Origin of the sequence: Halobacillus sp. B23F22_5 (assembly GCF_043497085.1) — a bacterium.
GTDB lineage: Bacteria > Bacillota > Bacilli > Bacillales > Halobacillaceae > Thalassobacillus.
In genome coordinates this window covers 1-18673 of the sequence record NZ_JBIEKI010000008.1, presented here as the reverse complement: position 1 = coordinate 18673, position 18673 = coordinate 1, and the positions used below count along the sequence as shown (strand labels likewise).

Annotated in this window: 16 protein-coding genes; 11 read left to right on the top strand and 5 right to left on the bottom strand. The window is 43.1% G+C overall.

The genetic code is table 11. From position 1 onward, the window contains the following. Nucleotides 1-118 precede the first annotated feature (118 nt). The 5 genes from ACGTN9_RS11970 (at nt 119) to ACGTN9_RS11950 (ending at nt 6677) form a co-directional block, all read left to right on the top strand. Nucleotides 119-1636 (top strand): aldehyde dehydrogenase family protein, encoded by a 1518-nt coding sequence (locus ACGTN9_RS11970; protein ID WP_499593075.1) that lies wholly within the window; start codon nt 119-121, stop codon nt 1634-1636. Nucleotides 1637-1776: 140 nt separating this feature from the next. After that, nucleotides 1777-2643, top strand: a complete 867-nt coding sequence (locus ACGTN9_RS11965) for a 3-hydroxyacyl-CoA dehydrogenase (RefSeq protein WP_499593073.1) — start codon at nt 1777-1779, stop codon at nt 2641-2643. Beyond that, entirely contained in the window at nt 2640-3845 is a 1206-nt protein-coding gene (locus tag ACGTN9_RS11960; protein WP_499593071.1) for a thiolase family protein, read from the top strand. The genes ACGTN9_RS11965 and ACGTN9_RS11960 overlap by 4 nt, the downstream gene beginning before the upstream one ends. A 282-nt stretch (nt 3846-4127) precedes the next feature. Next, nucleotides 4128-5708 (top strand): long-chain-fatty-acid--CoA ligase, encoded by a 1581-nt coding sequence (locus ACGTN9_RS11955; RefSeq protein ID WP_499593069.1) that lies wholly within the window; start codon nt 4128-4130, stop codon nt 5706-5708. 90 nt (nt 5709-5798) lie between these two features. Then, nucleotides 5799-6677, top strand: coding sequence for an SMP-30/gluconolactonase/LRE family protein (locus tag ACGTN9_RS11950; protein ID WP_499593067.1), 879 nt, complete (start codon nt 5799-5801; stop codon nt 6675-6677). A 279-nt stretch (nt 6678-6956) separates the two neighbouring features. On the opposite strand, the gene ACGTN9_RS11945 is transcribed toward ACGTN9_RS11950, so the two are convergent. From ACGTN9_RS11945 to ACGTN9_RS11935, 3 genes are all read right to left on the bottom strand, one after another. Next, nucleotides 6957-7589, bottom strand: coding sequence for a spore coat protein (locus tag ACGTN9_RS11945; RefSeq protein WP_499593065.1), 633 nt, complete (start codon nt 7587-7589; stop codon nt 6957-6959). 67 nt (nt 7590-7656) lie between these two features. After that, entirely contained in the window at nt 7657-8223 is a 567-nt protein-coding gene (locus ACGTN9_RS11940) for a YiiX/YebB-like N1pC/P60 family cysteine hydrolase (RefSeq protein WP_499593063.1), read from the bottom strand. Nucleotides 8224-8426: 203 nt separating this feature from the next. Beyond that, on the bottom strand, nt 8427-10772 hold the full coding sequence (locus tag ACGTN9_RS11935) for a M14 family zinc carboxypeptidase (RefSeq protein WP_499593061.1): 2346 nt from the start codon (nt 10770-10772) through the stop codon (nt 8427-8429). A 257-nt stretch (nt 10773-11029) separates the two neighbouring features. Between ACGTN9_RS11935 and ACGTN9_RS11930 the strand changes: the two genes are divergently transcribed. The 3 genes from ACGTN9_RS11930 to ACGTN9_RS11920 all read left to right on the top strand — a co-directional run bounded on the left by ACGTN9_RS11930 (nt 11030) and on the right by ACGTN9_RS11920 (nt 14226). Further along, a complete protein-coding gene (locus ACGTN9_RS11930; protein WP_499593059.1) occupies nt 11030-11374 on the top strand; it encodes a hypothetical protein in 345 nt (114 codons plus the stop codon). 129 nt (nt 11375-11503) lie between these two features. Continuing rightward, entirely contained in the window at nt 11504-12550 is a 1047-nt protein-coding gene (locus ACGTN9_RS11925; RefSeq protein WP_499593057.1) for an ArsR/SmtB family transcription factor, read from the top strand. 134 nt (nt 12551-12684) lie between these two features. Next, nucleotides 12685-14226, top strand: a complete 1542-nt coding sequence (locus tag ACGTN9_RS11920) for a BCCT family transporter (protein WP_499593055.1) — start codon at nt 12685-12687, stop codon at nt 14224-14226. A gap of 58 nt (nt 14227-14284) precedes the next feature. Here ACGTN9_RS11920 and ACGTN9_RS11915 read toward each other — a convergent pair whose 3' ends face one another. Further along, nucleotides 14285-14962 (bottom strand): serine/threonine protein kinase, encoded by a 678-nt coding sequence (locus ACGTN9_RS11915; RefSeq protein WP_499593053.1) that lies wholly within the window; start codon nt 14960-14962, stop codon nt 14285-14287. Between the two features lie 125 nt (nt 14963-15087). Then, on the bottom strand, nt 15088-16548 hold the full coding sequence (locus ACGTN9_RS11910; protein WP_499593052.1) for a hypothetical protein: 1461 nt from the start codon (nt 16546-16548) through the stop codon (nt 15088-15090). Between the two features lie 189 nt (nt 16549-16737). Between ACGTN9_RS11910 and ACGTN9_RS11905 the strand changes: the two genes are divergently transcribed. The 3 genes from ACGTN9_RS11905 to ACGTN9_RS11895 form a co-directional block, all read left to right on the top strand. Next, nucleotides 16738-17310: a M15 family metallopeptidase gene (locus tag ACGTN9_RS11905; RefSeq protein ID WP_499593290.1), complete on the top strand. Its 573-nt coding sequence runs from the start codon at nt 16738-16740 to the stop codon at nt 17308-17310. A gap of 130 nt (nt 17311-17440) precedes the next feature. Continuing rightward, nucleotides 17441-18319: a phenylacetic acid degradation operon negative regulatory protein PaaX gene (gene paaX / locus ACGTN9_RS11900; protein WP_499593288.1), complete on the top strand. Its 879-nt coding sequence runs from the start codon at nt 17441-17443 to the stop codon at nt 18317-18319. Between the two features lie 119 nt (nt 18320-18438). Continuing rightward, a partial coding sequence (locus ACGTN9_RS11895) for a hypothetical protein (protein WP_499593051.1) occupies nt 18439-18673 on the top strand: 235 nt, incomplete at its 3' end.

The following is an 18673-nucleotide window of genomic DNA, read 5'->3' as shown; positions in this document are numbered from 1 at the left end:
TAAGCCTTCGAAGCAGTTGATTCGGCGGTCCTGGCGAATGATTAAGCATTAGAGCAACAATCTGGCGCTTGAGCCAGATAATCAGGCTTATTAAATTTTAAAAAGGAGTGGAGACATTATGGCACAAGTAAAAGAACAGAAATTAGAACAGTTGGACATGAAGCGTGATCGCTACCAAATGATCATTAATGGAGAACGGACGGAGAGTTCTACAGGTGAAACAATGACCATCCATAATCCGGCGACAGGCGAAGCGATTGCGCAAGTGGACAAAGCTTCGATTGAAGATGTCGATCGCGCCGTAGCAGCAGCACGTAACGCTTTTGATAACGGAAAATGGAAGCGCTATCCTATCAACAAGCGCTCACGTACGATGAATAAAATCGCAGGTATCATGCGTTCCCGTTTCAACGAATTAGTAGAGTTAGAGATTCTTGATTCAGGTAAGACGCTATCAGCAGCGCAGGGACAGGTCATGCAGGCCATTGAAGATTTCGAGTTTTATGCAGGTGCAATTGTCGGTCACCGCGGTACCGTCAACAACATGCCTGGTGCGTTCCATAACTATACAGAAAAAGAGCCGGTCGGTGTCTGTGCCCAAATCATTCCTTGGAACTATCCGATGATGATGGCGGCTTGGAAAGTAGCTCCGGCAATTGCTGCTGGATGTTCCGTAGTCGTCAAGCCCGCGTCACTTACTCCTTTGACTGCCATTGTAATGGGCGAAATTTGTATCGAAGCCGGCGTTCCGGAAGGTGTTGTCAACATTGTTCCCGGCTCTGGTTCTGAAGCAGGTAACCATTTAGTGGAGCATCAAGATGTCGACAAGGTGGCCTTCACCGGTTCTACACCTATCGGAAAAGACATCATGGCAAAGGCTTCCGAGACTTTGAAACGTGTAACGCTCGAGCTTGGCGGAAAATCTCCTAGCATAGTGTTTGATGATACCGATGTCGATGCAGCTGTTGATGGTTCCTTATTTGGTATTTTCTACAACACCGGGCAGTCCTGTGAAGCGCGCTCCCGTTTATATGTTCATGAAGATATCTATGATGAGTTCATGGAAAAATTCGTGGCGAAGACGAAGAAGCTGAACCTTGGGAACCCGTTCGAAAAAGATACGCACATCGGTGCGATTATCAGCCAGCAACAGCTGGAAGTCATTGATGGCTATGTGAAATCAGCGGTTGAAGATGGCGCCACTGTATTGGCTGGCGGGAAGCCGGCGGTAGTGGAAGGTTATGAAAATGGCCACTGGTATGAGCCAACCATCATTACGGATGTCAACCATGACATGAAAGTGGTCCAGGAAGAGATTTTTGGACCAGTGGTGGTCGTCATGAAGTTCAGTGATGAAAAAGAAGTGATCAAGCTTGCCAACGACAGTGATTATGGTTTAGGTTCTGCGGTTTGGACAAAGGATCATGGCCGTGCAACTCGAGTAGCTAACCAGATCGAAGCGGGTATCGTAATGGTCAACTGCCCATTCTCCGCATTCCCGGGCACACCATTCGGAGGCTATAAACAGTCTGGTTTCGGCCGTGAACTTTGCGTAGAAACGCTTGATTTATATACCGAGACAAAGAGTATCATCTCTTATTACGGCAGCAAGCCAATCAATCCGCTTGGCGTATGATAAATCAGTAAATATAAAGGCTGTCTCCTGGAGGCAGCCTTCTCCTTTAGGTTGTAATCACAGTTTCGGGGTGGAATATGGAGGAGTTAAAGTAAATACTGTCTGTTAATAAAGAATAATAGATTACTGGGGGTTAGATCGTGATCAATAAAATAGTAGTCGTCGGATCAGGTGTGATGGGACGAGGGATCGCTTATGTAAGTGCCGTGGGCGGTTATGAGACAGTGCTTGGAGATATCAAAGAAGAACAGCTTGCCAGTGCAGAGGTTGAACTGGAGAAAGTATTCCATAAAGGAATTGAAAAAGGCAAGATTACACCGGAACAGCGTGATCAGGCTCATGGACTATTAGGCTATGCTACTGATCTGGGACAAGCTGTCACGGATGCCGATTTGGTAATAGAAGCGGTACCGGAAAAGCAGGAAATCAAACGTAAGGTTTTTGAAACGGTGGATCAGCATGCCAAAGAAACCTGTTACTTCGCTACCAACACTTCAACGATGAGCCCGACAGAAATCGGCTCCTATACGAAACGCCCCGAGAAGCTGATAGCGATGCACTTTTTCAATCCTGTTTATAAGATGCCGCTTGTAGAGATTGTACGCGGGCTGGAGACAAGCGATGAAACAGCGGAAGTGATTCGTAATGTAGCCGAACAAATGGGGAAAGAAACGGTGGTCGTAAATGAGTTTCCTGGGTTTGTAACGAGTAGAATCAGCACGCTTGTCGGAAATGAAGCTTTTTATATGCTTCAGGAAGGCGTCGGAACACCGGAAGAAATTGATAAAGCGATCAAGCTGGGACTCAACTATCCGATGGGACCATTTGAACTGGGCGATATGGTGGGGCTCGATGCCCGGTTGAACAACTTGAAGTACCTGCATGAAAAACTTGGTGAGAAATATCGTCCTGCACCCCTGTTAGAGCAATACGTGAAAGCTGGCAGGTTAGGGAGGAAAACAGGGCGCGGAGTATATGATTACCGGGAAAAGGAAGTGCTGAAATGAAAGAAGTCGTCATCGTAGATGCTGTTCGTACGCCAATAGGAAGGTATCGTGGTGCATTGAAGCACGTCCGCCCGGATGACTTAGGTGCTGTCGTCATCCGGTCGCTGCTGGAGCGTAATGCTGATGTTCCCATCGAAGAGTTGGAAGAAGTCGTGCTCGGTAATGCCAATCAGGCAGGGGAGGACAACCGAAATGTTGCCCGGATGTCGGCGCTGCTCGCCGGACTACCGGTAGATGTTGCCGGCGTGACAGTCAATCGTTTGTGCGGATCGGGACTTGATGCAGTCAATTACGCAGCTCGTGCAATTATGGCAAATGAAGGGGAGGTTTTCATTGCAGGTGGAACGGAAAGCATGACCAGGGCTCCATTTGTCATGGCCAAGCCGGCAAGTGAATTTCCTCGTGGTAATCAGGAAATGTTCGATACGACAATCGGCTGGCGATTTGTTAATGATAAGCTGGCCAGGGAATACGGGACCGACAGTATGCCGGAAACAGCAGAAAATGTAGCTGAGCGTTACCAGATTTCCAGGGAAGCACAGGATCAATTTGCTTATAATAGCCAGCAGAAAGCGAAACAGGCGATGGAAGCGGGTCGTTTTAAAGAGGAAATTGTACCGGTCACCTATCATGACCGAAAGAGGAATGTAGTCGTAGTCGATACGGATGAACATCCTCGCCCGGAGACCAGTTTGGAAAAGCTCGGTAAACTCCGGCCTTTATTTGACGGCGGCACGATTACAGCGGGGAACGCCTCCGGTGTTAACGATGGTGCTTCTGCGCTATTATTGATGTCCAGGGAAAAAGCAGAAACATTAGGGCTGAAGCCGCTTGCTAAGTATGTTGTATCTGCCACAGCGGGACTTGAACCGAAAGTGATGGGGCTGGGGCCAATTTATGCGACCAGAAAAGCATTGAAGCGTTCGAATCTATCAATCTCTGATTTTGGCTTAGTAGAGCTTAATGAAGCGTTTGCGTCCCAATCGCTCGAATGCATCAAACAGTTGGAATTGGATGAGGACAAAGTAAATGTCAATGGAGGAGCCATCGCTTTCGGACACCCGTTAGGAGCAAGTGGCGCAAGGATTTTGACTACTTTAGTCCATGAAATGAAGAAACAGGATGTCCAGTATGGTCTGGCTACGATGTGTGTCGGGGTTGGTCAGGGCATAGCCACGATTATAGAGAATATACGTACATAAGTAGTGGCTGCTTACTCGTTTCTAAAACATCAGATTGCTGGATGAACACAAGCGGAGGCTTGTGTTTTTCTATGCACTTTAAGAAAGTTTAACTTTGTTAAAGGATTAAAGTATAAGAAATACTAAGGCTTTCGCCATAAGTACTTGGCGACAAGCCAAGTTTTTCTAAAGGATAATAAAAAATATAACAGTTGTTTTTATCAGGTTGTTGATATATAACAGTAAAATCATTACAATAGAAGATGTAAACGCTTTAATCACATGTAAGGGAGAGCTGATGCGATGCATGTACCATTAGTATTGACTGATTTCTTAGATCGAGCAGTTGAACTTTACGGAGACAAGCCGGCAATCATCGATGATGAGCGGGTGCTTACATACCGGCAAATGAATGAACGAGTCAATCAACTTTCCCGGGGGCTGAAGGCGCTTGGGATAGAAAAAGGGGATAAAGTTGCTTATCTGGCACCAAATTCTAACGAAATGCTGGAGGGCTTTTATGGTGTCTTTCAAGTTGGTGCAATCATGACGCCTTTAAATACCAGATTAAAGCCAGCTGATTATCAATTCATCCTGGAACACAGTGAAAGTAAGGTATTATTTGTGGATCAGGATTTATATCCATTAGTAGAAGAAGTGTTGCCAGAGTTGACGAATTTAGAGCAGGTCATCATTCACGGCAAGGCAAAAGATGGCTGTCTTGCTTATGAAGGATGGCTTGAAACTTTTCCAAATGAATCTTTTGAAAGAGCGGAATTAGAAGAATCCGATATCGCGTCCTTATTATATACTAGTGGAACGACAGGTAACCCTAAAGGAGTGCTGCTAAGCCACCGCGCGAATTACCTCCATGCCCTGTCAACAATGCATCATCTACGAGTCTCCGATCAAGATACGCTTCTTCACGTTTTACCAATGTTCCATGTCAATGGATGGGGTTCTCCTTTTTACTATACAGCCAATGGGGCGACTCAGGTCATGCTCCGCAAAACAGATCCTAAATTAATTTTAGAAAAAATCAAGAAGCATAACGTTACGGTGCTTCATATGGCGCCGACCGTGCTGAATATGGTCATTGAAGCATTCGAAGCAGAAAAGCCTGTTTTGGAGCAGGACGTTCGAGTTGTTATCGCAGGCTCTGCTCCGCCTCCGGCTTTTGTTAGAAAAGTGGAAGAGGATTTGCAATGGAAGTTTATCCAGGTATACGGCATGACTGAGATATCTCCGCTGATTACCACTTCTGAACTGCGTTCCATGGATCTTGATCGTCCGGCAGAAGAGAGGTACCGCCTGAAGGCTAAAGCTGGTTATGAGATGATTGGCAGTAAAGTGAAAGTTGTCGATGAACTTGGTGAAGAGATCCCACATGATGGAAAAGCGATTGGGGAGATTGTTACTCGTACCAACGGCATGATGGAAGGGTATTATAAGAATCCGGAAGCCACAAACGAAACAATCCGCAATGGCTGGCTGCATACCGGTGATATGGCTGTAGTTGATGAAGGCGGGAATATCGAAATCGTCGATCGAAAGAAGGATGTCATCATAAGCGGTGGTGAAAATATTTCTTCGATTGAAGTAGAAGGGACCCTCTACGAACACCCCTCTATCCTCGAAGCAGCTGTCGTGGCCGTACCGAATGAAAAGTGGGGTGAGGTGCCTCACGCAGTCGTTGTCCTAAGAGAGGGAGAGACTTTGAGTGAAAATGAAATCATCGCGTTCTGCAGGGAAAAGCTGGCCCATTTCAAAGCACCCAAAAGTGTCACTCTCACAGACGAGCTGCCGAAAACCGCCTCAGGTAAAATACAAAAAGTCGTTATCCGTAAATCTTTCTGGGAAGATAAAGATCGGATGGTTAATTAAAATTGAGCATTTGACAGCCCCTGATAAGGTAATACCGGGGGTTGTTTTTTTATTGGTAGAAGGGGAATTGAACGGTAAGGAGGAATGAAGATGATCGGAAATGTAGAATTGGTACTGGATGCGAAAGCGTATTTAGGAGAAGGACCAAGCTGGGATAGTGAACAACAGGTGCTTTACTGGGTTGACATCGAAGGAAAAAAAGTTCACATTTACGACCCTGAACACGGAAAAAATAGTGAAATCCATGTGGATCAGCGGGTAGGTGCAGTGGTCCCAAGGAATTCTGGTGGAGCTATCGCCGCTATGGAAAAGGGATTTTATTCATTGGATTTAGAATCGGGGGAAACCCGGCAGATCACTGACCCGGAAGCGGGTGTTTCCGAAAACCGCTTCAACGATGGTAAGTGTGATCCAGAAGGGCGTTTTTGGGCTGGAACAATGAGCTATAGCGGCATCCAGGAAAACGGTGCGTTGTACTGTCTGGATACAAATCTAAAGGTAGAAAAAAAGGTCGACCATGTCAGTACTTCCAATGGAATTGCGTGGTCACCGGACCACCGTTATATGTATTTTATTGACACACCGACAAAACAGGTAGTCCGATATGAATATGATAAACACCAGGGTGCTATTACCAATCCTGCGATAGTTGTAGAAATACCAGATGGTGAAGGGAAGCCTGATGGCATGACGATAGATGCAGAGGGCAACTTATGGATTGCTCACTGGGGTGGATCTAAACTATCTGTCTGGAATCCTGATAAAGGAGAGCAATTGCGTTCGATTCCTGTCCCTGCATTGAATGTAACTTCATGCGTGTTTGGCGGTAAGGAAATGAACGAGTTGTATATAACCACTGCCAGTGTCGGCATGGAGGAGGAAGATTTGAGGAAGTTTCCATCGGCAGGTGGGTTGTTCAAAGTCACCACAGAGGTCACCGGCGCACCAAGTTATCATTTTAAGGGTTAGATGCTTAAAGAATGCTGCCGTATACCAGATGATTTGGTCTGAACGACAAATCATCGGCCGTCAGACTTAATTATCATCAAAAAGGCTGCCACTCAGGCAGCCTTTTTTTCGATAAATAAGAAAGTATAAAACTCGGACTCTTCCGCGGAATGTTGGCCAGCTCCAGCACCCAGACACTCGCGACATAAGCAACCCGTCTTGCAGAAGGGAAGGACACCTTCCTCCAGCCGTTTTGCTTATGCGTGTCGTGTCTATCAGGGCGCTTGCGCTTTTCTTACGTTAATTCAATGGTTGTTGCGGAGCCGGCGCATAGCTTTGCAGCATCTGCGTCATATCCTGCTGGGCAAGCTGTGGAACCTGGTAATAGCCGTGCTTATTTTGATATAAGAACAACTCGTAGCTCATTTCAATTAAGTTAGGCACACTATCAGCAACGACTCTTCGCAACACAGGATTCGTCATTTCAAGCGCAGTCATCGCCATGGTCGATGCCAATCCTTTTACTTGACCAAGCATGAAAGAAGAGTATTCGGCATCAGTCAGTTCTGTCGGATTTTGAGCAGGTTTTTTTGGCTGCCCTGGTTTCATTCCATAAACCACATCATTGTTTAGAGTCATTTTGTACACATGGGTGGACTGAGATGGTTTTTGGCCTGTCTTGAAGCTTTCCGTCATTGTGTTATAAAGCTCGGTAGTGAAATTTGCCTGGCGAGTCAAAATGTCTTTTAACTCTGGATCCTGAATATTCTGCTCGAAAATTTTATATTGATCGAGCATACCTATAACTCCGCCAATGACTTCGTGAGCATCAAAAAGTTCATGCCCTCCGTGACTCATATTGGGAGGCATATTGGAAGAAACCTGCTGGCTGCCGTTCATTTGGGTTTGATTCATTTGGTTTTGATTTTGCATATTTTTCCCTCCATATCATAACTTCTTCCTTATTTTTAGCAAGTTCAGGAAATTTATGTGGGAGGGATTATAGGTTTTTAGCATTCCGAGTCAAAAAAGTACTGTCTTTCAGCCATTCCGGATGAATGGCTTTTCTGGAAGGGGAAAGATTTTTTAAATTCACCCCAGCCCCATAATAATAGGCCTGCCAAACGATTTTTGAACAATACTGCTCATGGTCCTTACTGCCGAGCGGAGTCATGATGCGGTATGCAGCTGTCGGATATTTTCTATATAGTTCTTCCAGGTAATCGGCTGCCTTTACTCCGACTTCCGGTTCATTTGGAGTATAGATCGATATCGAACGGAATTTTTGAAAATAGCGGCTTATGCTATCCTTCATGAGACCGGATGGTATCGAATGGATGACTTCCTTGTGGAGATTTACTATTCCCACGTGGCCAACGTACTTCGATTCACTTTGACCAATTGGAGAAAATAACAAATCACCAGGTGAAATTGTTAAATTTGTACCTGGGTACATAGCTGGATCATGATGTACGATGGGAGCCCGGGCTTTTCGTGGTCTAAATAAAAATACAAAAAGCCCAGTGGCCAGACTTAGTAAAAAGGTGAGTACAGACGTCTTTTTCATACGTGTCCTTCTTTCTGATATTGAATTAAGTCAATCGTAGGGGAATCTGAAGCAAAACTCAACTAAACAATCGGTGGTCACGTTTTTTTATGGGGATAAAAAGCGTGTTCAAAGGATTTATGAAACAAATGTTTCTTCTGTCATGCCTTTACCATGTTCATAGAAAGACCCTCTCGAATTCCAGTTCGAGAGGGTCCCAATCGTTATTCAAAAATTGTGTTGGAAAGCAAACGATAGAGATAATAAGTATGATCGCGGAATCCAGCTTCTAACCCGATCAACGTCACATCATTATCTTTCTCCTGAATGATAACAGCTTCACCGGCTGCTGTTTCACTATTTTTCCAGAAACCTGCCTGGAAAAAGTCAGCTTCTGCAAAAGAGGCTGCCACCGTCTGATCACTTAGATTAGTGTACCATACAGGATTGTAGACAAAACCGATATCGTTGCTGCTGTAACCTGCAGTTAAGGGAGAATCCAGATACTCCACTTTCACAATTCCATTGCTATTACGTGGTCCGGTCTCAATAGCAGCATCTGTAAGACCGATTGTTTTTGTAGCTTTAGATGCACCGGCTCCGACAGCAATATATTTTCCGCCATCTGTCACAAAGTCGTCTATCTGCTGTTGGAAAGTTTCGAATTGCTGAGCATTCTTTAAACCGAATTGCTTGTTGGCGTCTGAAAGCTGATACGAAATCAAACTTTCGGTTCCGCTGTAGACGAACACATCATAGCCGGTCAATCCTTGTTCCGCTACTTGTTGAGGACTGATTTCATTAACCTCAAACCCTAACTTTTCAAGAGCGATTTTAGTTCCGGAATGAGATTGTGATTTCCAAATACCTCCATCTTTTAAGATTGCGACTTCAATACTTTCCAAGGGTTCCGCCTGGACGGGGATTTTTTTCGTTTCCAATTTCATATTTGAATCTTTGACGAGCGCACGAAGGTCGCTGCCAGGACGGTTTTCTACATAAAAGTCACTATTGGTATCTTTATAGACGGTCATTCCACTTTGAAGCAGCTCATTTACAAGGGAAACAGCTTCTGTTGAACTATTTGGGATCAGGTAAGGACCTTTGCCTGAAAGTTCTCCATCTGCTTTAATTTGATTGACAACGACGGACTGAACATCAAATTCTTCTTGAACTGGTACTGCTTTGAACCCCCATAACTCTGGGAAGCTCCAGGCGGAAATATCATACATAGCGGAAGTATCATCACTGATATCCTCCCCATCCCAGAGGATGGTGTTTGCAAGACCGGCTTTTGCCTGATTCATAGAAACGATGAACGTTCCAGCTTCATAAGTTTTCCCATTCAGAGTGAAAGCTTGCTTTGCTTTTTCTACTTCAATATCATTCTGCTGTAAATGCTCGATCGCTTTAAGCGTGGAGTTAGGATCGTCTTCATCCGTTGGAAGCACGTAAGCTTCCGGGAAAAACCCTTCCTCATGATCAGGGTGCTGAAAATTGATGCCTCTTTCAAAAATTTCAATCTGATCTTTGATCATCTCATCTTTATTTTCCGTAGCAAATTTCAAAGCGCCCATAACGGAATTAATTTGCCATTCTACGCCATCCCAAGTATTGGATGGGGCTTCGATTGTCGCTCCATACGCACCATGATACATCGCGTACATTGGTGCGAATATAGGCGGATAGTCGTCCCAGCCTGCTTCTGCATCGCGGGCGGGAATGTGTACACCTTCAATATTTTGATAGAAGTCAGTTTCATAACTTTCTTTATTATTTACAATTTCTGCTTCCATCGCTTCTGCCTGGTCAAGTGCCCACTTGGAATATAAGTCATATTCATAGTTGGGGTTATGTGGTGGGGTAGTAGGCTCGATTAGTCCAGGCTTCTCATCTGAATAATTGACATATCCATGTAAATCCAGGAAAACCATCGGGTTCCACTCTGTAAGCAGCTTCACCGATGCTTCTGTTTCCGGCTGGGATTGCGTAATATAGTCACGGTTTAAATCGATTCCTTCCGCGTTATACCTGGTGGCATTTACACGACCGTCAGGGTTTACGATGGCGTTGAAAATCAGGATATTATTTTCTAAAATCTCTTTTGTCTCCTGATCGTTTTCAAAAGCAAAACGCTCAATCAGCTTCAAAACAGCATCAGAGCCGACGAACTCATTACCATGGATAGATCCATCAATCATGATCGGGACCTTGAAGTCTGGATGCTTGTCCACCCATTTTTGTGCATCTTCCGGGTTTTTGAACATCTTATTTCTTAGTGCCTGGATTTTGCCGTATTTTCCTTTGGCTTCCGGGTCACTGATCGTAACAGCGTAAATGTCACGTCCTTCCGTCGATTGTCCCACGACTTCCAAGGATACCCGGTTGCTGTTTTTTTCAATGCTTTTCAGGTGTTCCACTATTTTTTCATAAGTAACATAATCATAGTGTTCCGAATTAAACGGACTTTGTTTCTGCTGGTCTGCCAAAGCTTCTTTTGTTGAAGCAATACCTAATGAACCCATAACAATAATTGCCAACAAGAGCGCTCGAATAATTATTTTTTGCATATGTAAATCTCTCCCTTCATAAATATTCAACTATATTTATGAATATAAATTCAATAATCTTCCACTCAGATATTCCAAAATCAATAAAATGACCTATCTCTATAGGAATTTTTAACCCTTATAAATAAGGGAAAGTGACTTAGAAATAAATGCCAGTTTTTTATGTGGGGGGTAGTTTATAAACCTCCTCTAAAAAATGTGTTAAAATTTGGTTAAGCATCCAGGTGAAATAACTACAGGAGGATAATTAAGGGGAGGTGAATCAACTGATCACTTATGAAATTATAGATTCTAAGCTACATAAGGTTAAACTACTAGATCAGGATGTAGTAAGTGAGGAAATCGAAGCGATCGTATCTGATTTTGACCTCATCATTTCTGAAAAAACGACACTAAGTACTAAAAAGGGTTCTGTACATTGGCATATCAAGAAACAAGATGAAACGGGCGTCTTAGAAATAACCTATTGGCCGAAGAAATCCAGGCTCTGGATAGACATACATAATAATAGACGCAAAGAGTGGAACCTTGGGGTGATTGAGCCGATGGCAAATCGTTTTTCGCAGGAGTTTGGAGGCAGGGTTGAAAACATCAGCAAGTAAATGGACGCTGTTAACAGGCGTTCATTTTTTTTTGTGGCAAAATAGATATTCTAAATTTTTTAAACAAATAATTCTAAAAGTATTGAATTATGAATTCTATACATATAGAATAAGAGCGAGGTGATAAATATGGAATTATTTTCTACAAGTAATAAGGAGCGGGAAACTTACCGTGTGGAAGTGGAGTGTTCGTTGTTATGGGAAAGCGCATTGGGAATAGCGGCAATAACAAATAAGTCATTGATTCAAACATTGGAACAGCCTCAAAGTTATTGGGAAACGATTAAAGCTTCTTTATCAAAAGAAATGAACGACCACCTGGAATATGTAGAAAAAAACAATACCTGGAAAGCATTGTTGCAATTATTACATGCGAGCGATACAACGGACTTAAATGCTTTCATTTCGTATCTGAAAAATCTATCGGATGAAGAAATCAGATATCTTTCTATTCCTTATTTAGGTCAAGATAAACAAGACTTGAGGGAAAAGGCTGCTTCAGGAGCAGGGGAAGCGATCGATCAGTTAAAGGACTATACGTCTAATAATCCTTTCTTCCCCACGTATATTGAGTTTATTTGTAAAGTAGAGGCAGACGAGTTGAAAAGCCATCTCGCAGGTGTAATGACAGGATGGTTTGAGACGGTGATTAAACCTGAGGAAGATGAGCTGCATGCTATTTTGCAACGAGACGTGGAAGACAAGCAACGAATGATGAAAAAGCTCGGCTCCGAATCTTTTGTAGAGTGGGCGACAAATGGCATAAGCTATTTGCCAGAGCCAAGCGTATACAAAGTTCTACTGATTCCTCAATACACCTATCGTCCCTGGAATGTGGAAGCTGATTTGGAAGGAGTAAAGGTCTTTTACTATCCAGTTGCAAATGAAAGCCTGCATCCGGAGGACAACTATATCCCTAACCAGATGCTCGTATTAAAATATAAAGCACTAGGGGATGAAGTTAGGTTGAAGATCATGAAAATGCTCAGTGAACAACCTCGTTCGCTCCAGGAGTTGACCACCGAATTGCAGATGGGTAAAACAACGGTCCATCATCACCTGAAAATCCTGAAGTCTGCCAGGCTTATAGCAGCAGAAAAATCCGGATACTATGTTCAGGAACAAGCATTGGCATCACTTCCAAAGGAAATGGATCAATACCTGGGGCACTTATAAGAAGTTTTGTTACAGCTAAAGCTCTTATTCTTACCCTATTATTTTTATGTAATCGTTTTATTTGGGTGAAATGGTGGTATGTATATAAGGCTATATCACTACGGAATCTGATTACATATTTAAGAGGAGGAGCTATGAAAAACGTAACACTGGTCTTTTGGTATTCTATTACGATTTGTACGGCTTTTGTGCTTTGGGGAGTTTTTGCTCCGGATCATTTAGAGTCGGTTTCCAGTAACGTAACCAGCTATATCTCGAATGTGTTTGGCTGGTATTATCTTTTAATCGTTATGCTGATGTTAGTTTTTTGTGTCTATTTGATTTTTTCCCGTTTCGGTAAAATCAGACTTGGAAAAGACAATGAACGTCCTGACTTCAGCTTACCAACCTGGTTTGCCATGTTATTCAGTGCAGGGATGGGAATGGGAATGGTCTTTTGGACAACTGCGGAACCGATCTCCCATGCTTTTAAAAGTGCCCCTGTTGCAGAAACAGGCTCAGATCAGGCTATCAAGGATGCGCTGCAATATTCCTTTTTCCACTGGGGCGTTCACGCCTGGGCAGTGTACGGCGTAGTCGCTTTGGTTCTTGCTTATTTTAAATTTCATAAAGGATATCCTGGCTTGATCAGTGCTACACTGGTTCCGTTGTTCGGTGAGAAGAGCATGGGAGGTATAACTGGGAAGCTGATTGATACCTTAGCAGTATTTGCTACTGTAGTTGGTGTCGCAGCGACTCTCGGTTTTGGCTCTGCTCAAATTAACGAAGGTTTGGCCTTTCTTTTTAATACTCCGAATAACTATGGCTTTCAATTACTGATATTAGCGGTAGCAACAGCACTATTCATCATTTCTGCCTGGTCAGGAATTCATAAAGGGATCAAGTACTTAAGCAACATCAATATGGGGCTCGGCTTCTTATTGCTGATATTATTATTCATAGTTGGACCAAGCTTGTATATTTTGAATATGTTCACAAGTACGCTCGGAAGTTATATCACCAACTTTTTTGATATGAGTTTCCGGATCGCACCTTTGAATGAAGAAAACAGATCCTGGATCAATGCCTGGACAATCTTTTACTGGGCCTGGTGGATCTCCTGGTCACCATTTGTTGGGATTTTTATTGCCCGGATATCCAGAGGCCGTACCATCAAAGAGTTCATGCTTGGGGTATTGGTTGTTCCTTCTCTGGTATGCTTTATCTTCTTTGCTGTATTTGGAGTGTCAGCATTGAATTTAGAGCAAAATGGAATGGCTGTAATTTCTAAGTTTGCCATGGAGACAGCCACATTCGGAGTGCTTGAACAATATCCTTTAGGAGCGCTGATGTCGTTCATCACTATCTTTGTTATTGCTATATTCTTTATCACTTCTGCTGATTCAGCTACATTTGTGCTTGGCATGTTAAGCGCCGGGGGGTCTTTGAATCCGTCGAGTGCCGTCAAAATCATTTGGGGTCTGACATTGTCAGCGATGGCTGCCATCATTGTCTATTTTGGCGGAACACAGGGTCTTCAGAATGTGCTGATTATTGCTGCCCTGCCATTCTCGGTCGTAGTCCTATTTATGGGAGCGTCATTTTACAAGGCGGCACGTAAGGAAATGGCGAAAGAAAAGAAGAGGAAACGTATCAAGGATAAAGGAAAATCTCTTACTCCAAAAGAGAAAGGATAGTTCAAAGAAGACTATAAAAGGGGCTGGTGCACCGGAGTGCGCCAGCCCTCTTTATATGCTATTTCCAAAACAATGTAAGCTTTGCTATCTTTTTCATAAAATCATCTATTGTGTCCACGTCTTTGGTTGAGTGATTGTACCATTTTTGAATCGTATCCAGCAGCCAAAAAGGAACAGGCTTCCCGTCAATATAATGATAGTATGCATCGTAACCTTTTTTTAAGTGCTCCCAGCGGTAGTCGTTGCCCGGGTTGATATATTCAGAAACATCTAGAATTTTGGCCCGGCCATTTTGCAAAAGAATATTTTTCAAGTGAATATCCCTTGGGTTCAGGCCATACTCCTTAATATGGTTTCTTGTTTCTTCTACATCCTGAATGACTTGTAATGGTATATGGATGCCTTGTAACAGACAATCATATAAGGTTGGTCCTTCTTCATAACGTAAAACAAGATAGCGGTCTCCCGTATCATATAATTTTGATAGATTTGGTATGTCGCTAAGCTTTTCATAAACCTGCTGTTCGATGTCTTTTTTATAGAGCTTATCATCAGCATAAAGTTTAAATGCCAGTGATGGCATTTCTTTATGCCGGAATACAGCCGCATCTGTCCCGACACCTATGCACTTTAAATGCTTTGAGTTTCCTTGAATTGCTACGGGAGCATTGCCAGGAGAGGAACTGACTTTAATATTGGATAATGCGCTAGCAGCTGCATGCCAATCTTTGGACATTTTTGATCAACGCCCTTCTGTTAAGATAAAAACTCCTACTGAATAATAATAGTATTCGGACGAAGGGCGTCATATTAGTAGGTATTTTATTTTTGAATCATGCAGCCCTGACAGCTTCATAGTGATTAATTATTCATATCTATTGTAATTGTTTCATTTACTTCTTTGGTGCGCAGCAGATCACTTACTGTGATGAATAGCTTCTCCGACCTGAGGAGATAGGAATCGGGGATGGTGAAAGTATAGCTATCTTTTTCTCTCATCATGATATTTCCCCCGGAATAGAGAGGGTCTTCTTTCTTCTCATTTTCTACCTCGATATTAGTATCCATCCATGGATTTTCGCTCGCAAAACTTGGTGATTCTACGGATAAATACTCACTGGTATTTTCTTCATTAAGCGGCTGGTAGCGGATGGTGAACTGAGCTCCATCTTTTTTGATATATTCGACTTGATCCAATAGCACTTCTGTCTGGAAAACTTCGGCTACTTTTACAGCATCTTCTTTATCTAATTTGGTAGATCGATAGGGAGTATCTTCATCCTTTATCCAGTCATCATTATAATCGGAAACATCTGCTTCCAAAGTGAATGATTGATCACTGACGGTACTGCTTTGGACAATCGATAGTGTCATCTCCTCGGGTACTTCTGTATACGGGCTGGTATGGGCAATAAACTCCGTTTGTTGGGATTGGTCATTTTGACGCAAAGGGTCAAAATAAGCACGGAAAGATTCTTCCCTATTCCCTGTCTTTAATTTTCCTTCCAATTGGGCTGGATTGTCCTGGTTCTTGGCAAGAGAAAATTCAATCTTTGTTGCCATTACATCAAGATTGATGTTTTTCACTTGAAGGGCAGTGCCATCCAGGTTTAATGTCTTGTTTACTGGTATCGAAGCTATCAGGTTATCTTTCAGGTCATATTCGAGTTGTAAGGTGGTTTCACCGGTTTTATAGGCGCTGTCCGGAAGTTTAAGGTTAAAATCAACGGATACCGTTTCACTCATCTTCTCGATGGGTTGCCCTTGATCATCCCGGAAAGGACTGGCTGTGGCCATCAGGAATACTTTTCTATCATGTACTACTGCTTCAGCAGAAAATGCCGAATGCAGAGATGGCGGATGCCTGAAAAGCTCTCCATCAAGGGATTCGACTGTCATACGGTTCAAACCGATATCATGATAGTTGCTGGAAAGTTGCTCTAATCCTTTTAAATCTAAACTGTAAAATAAAAATGTTGCCTGATTCGAAAACCATATTTTATCCAAATGAACTTCACCGTCATGGTCGGTAATGGATAGCGTCTGATCGATTTCCTGGAAAAGTCCCCGGTCATTCGCGGTTTTTATACCAGGGATGTATTTTTCATAGTGCTCGTAAACTTCGTCTTTAGAATCTACTTCTTCCCATTGCGCGGGTAAGTCTATCTCCGGTTCTTTCTTATCTTCTGCTTCTGTATCCGGAATGGATGAATCCATCACCGGGTCACCCATGAAAAATTGGGTGCCGATGAACAACCCTAATATGATAGCCCCTGCCATCACAATTTGAACTTTGCTTCTGTTGTTTTCCTTCTCTGTCATGTACATATCCCCCGTTAAAACTAGATAATAATTAATTCTGTAAAAATATGTAGATTCCTGCAATATTCATGAAAACTCTCCTGCCAGGAGCCTATGATTTGAAATAAAAGAAGGAGTCATGTTACATATAACTATCATCTGGAAATTATAAAAAAATGAGGGGATGAATTGATTAAAAAATTCCTCAGTATGATCGGGAGTTTGATCATATTCCTGGCAATCGTGCTATTTTTTGTTTTTTATTTGGAGCAAGACGAAGTGGAGTTCGATTTCCCGAAAAGGGAAGGAGATGACCCGATGCCAACCAAACTCCATCCGACTGTGGCGGAAAAGCGCGATCAGTTAGTTGCCAGAGCGGAAGAAAAAGGAATTGAAGTAGTTATCACCGAAGGGTTCCGTACCATTGAAGAGCAAGAAGCGATTTATGAGCGTGGAAGGTCTGAAGAAGGTAATATCGTCACCTATGCGGAAGGTGGCGAATCTTATCATAATTATGGACTAGCGATTGATTTTGCTTTACGCAATAAAAATGAAAAAGTGATATGGGATACGGAATATGACGGGAATGGTAACGGAAAATCGGATTGGATGGAAGTCGTGGCAATAGCCAAGGATCTAGGGTTCGATTGGGGCGGAGATTGGCGCCGTTTCAAAGATTATCCGCACTTTCAGATGGATATGGGTTACAGTATCCGTGAATTGAAGAACGGGTTCCGTCCGGAAGTCCCGCAAGATGCAGACCAATCCCCGAAGAATGAATAAAAATAGGCTCTTTCCTAGTGACGTCACTTCAGGACTTCGTTGCGAAAACGTCATGTTTATGGTAACATTATTTTCTGACAATTATAGTATTTCATCATAGATGATAAAGAAAGAGGTTAAGCGAATGGGCATGAATACACGGTCAATGATCTTCACCCTGTACGGGGATTATATCCGACACTATGGAAACGAAATCTGGATAGGCAGTTTAATCAGCCTGCTCAAAGAATTCGGCCATAATGAACAGGCTGTCCGCGCAGCAATTTCCCGCATGTATAAACAAGGCTGGGTAGAATCTACGAAAAAAGGGAACAAAAGTTATTATTATTTGACAGAACGTGGTGTCAACCGGATGGAAGAAGCCGCAGACCGGATTTTCAAATTCAAGCCGGCGGAATGGGATGGCAAATGGCGAATGTTAATGTATACCATTCCGGAAACGAAGCGAAACGCCCGTGATGAGTTCCGGAAAGAATTGGTGTGGAGCGGTTTCGGAGCCATGTCGACCTCTACGTGGATTTCTCCGAATGATTTAGAAAAACAGGTCAAAGATCTAGTTGAAAAATACGAAATTGAACCTTACGTCGAATTCTTTGTTTCCGAGTATAAAGGCCCTAATGACGATGCGAAACTGGTGGAGAAGTGCTGGAATTTAGAAGAGATCAACGAGAAGTATCAGGAGTTCATTTCCTATTACAGTCAGAAGTTCATCATCGACCGGAATAAGATTCAAAATGGGGAAATGACGGATGCAGAGTGCTTTGTGGAACGTACAAGTCTGGTGCATGAATACCGTAAATTCCTATTCGTGGATCCGGGTCTGCCGGAAGAATTACTGCCGAAGAAATGGCTGGGCAACCATGCAGCCTCTTTGTTCAGTGATTATTACCGGACGTTGGCAGAACCTGCTTCGCGATTCTTTGAACAGGTTTTCAAGGAAGGTAATGAGATTAAGCATAAAGATGAATCTTATAATGTTCTGGACCATCCACTAATGATCGAACCTTAAAAAGCCGTCTCGCAAGAGACGGCTTTTAGCTTGGCTTCAAGTGTTGATTTTACAATTAAGCTCCCTTTACTTGAAGACTCAGTTTCGAGAGAAACTGTTTCCATTACGGGTGGGAGCGTTTGGAGGTCCAGGAAATCACTCGCTTTCCATGGGCGTACGGTGAGCTTCCTCGGGCTAAAGCCCTGCGGGATCTCACCATGTACTATGCTCCCATTGGAGTCTCGCAATTTCCCCATAACCGTCAAGCTAACAATGAGTGTTGCGAAAAGAGAGTTATGACCGATCTCTTTTTCAATATTTTTCCAACCATAACCTTAACTTTCACTATACAAATTCATCAATCCAAAAACACTG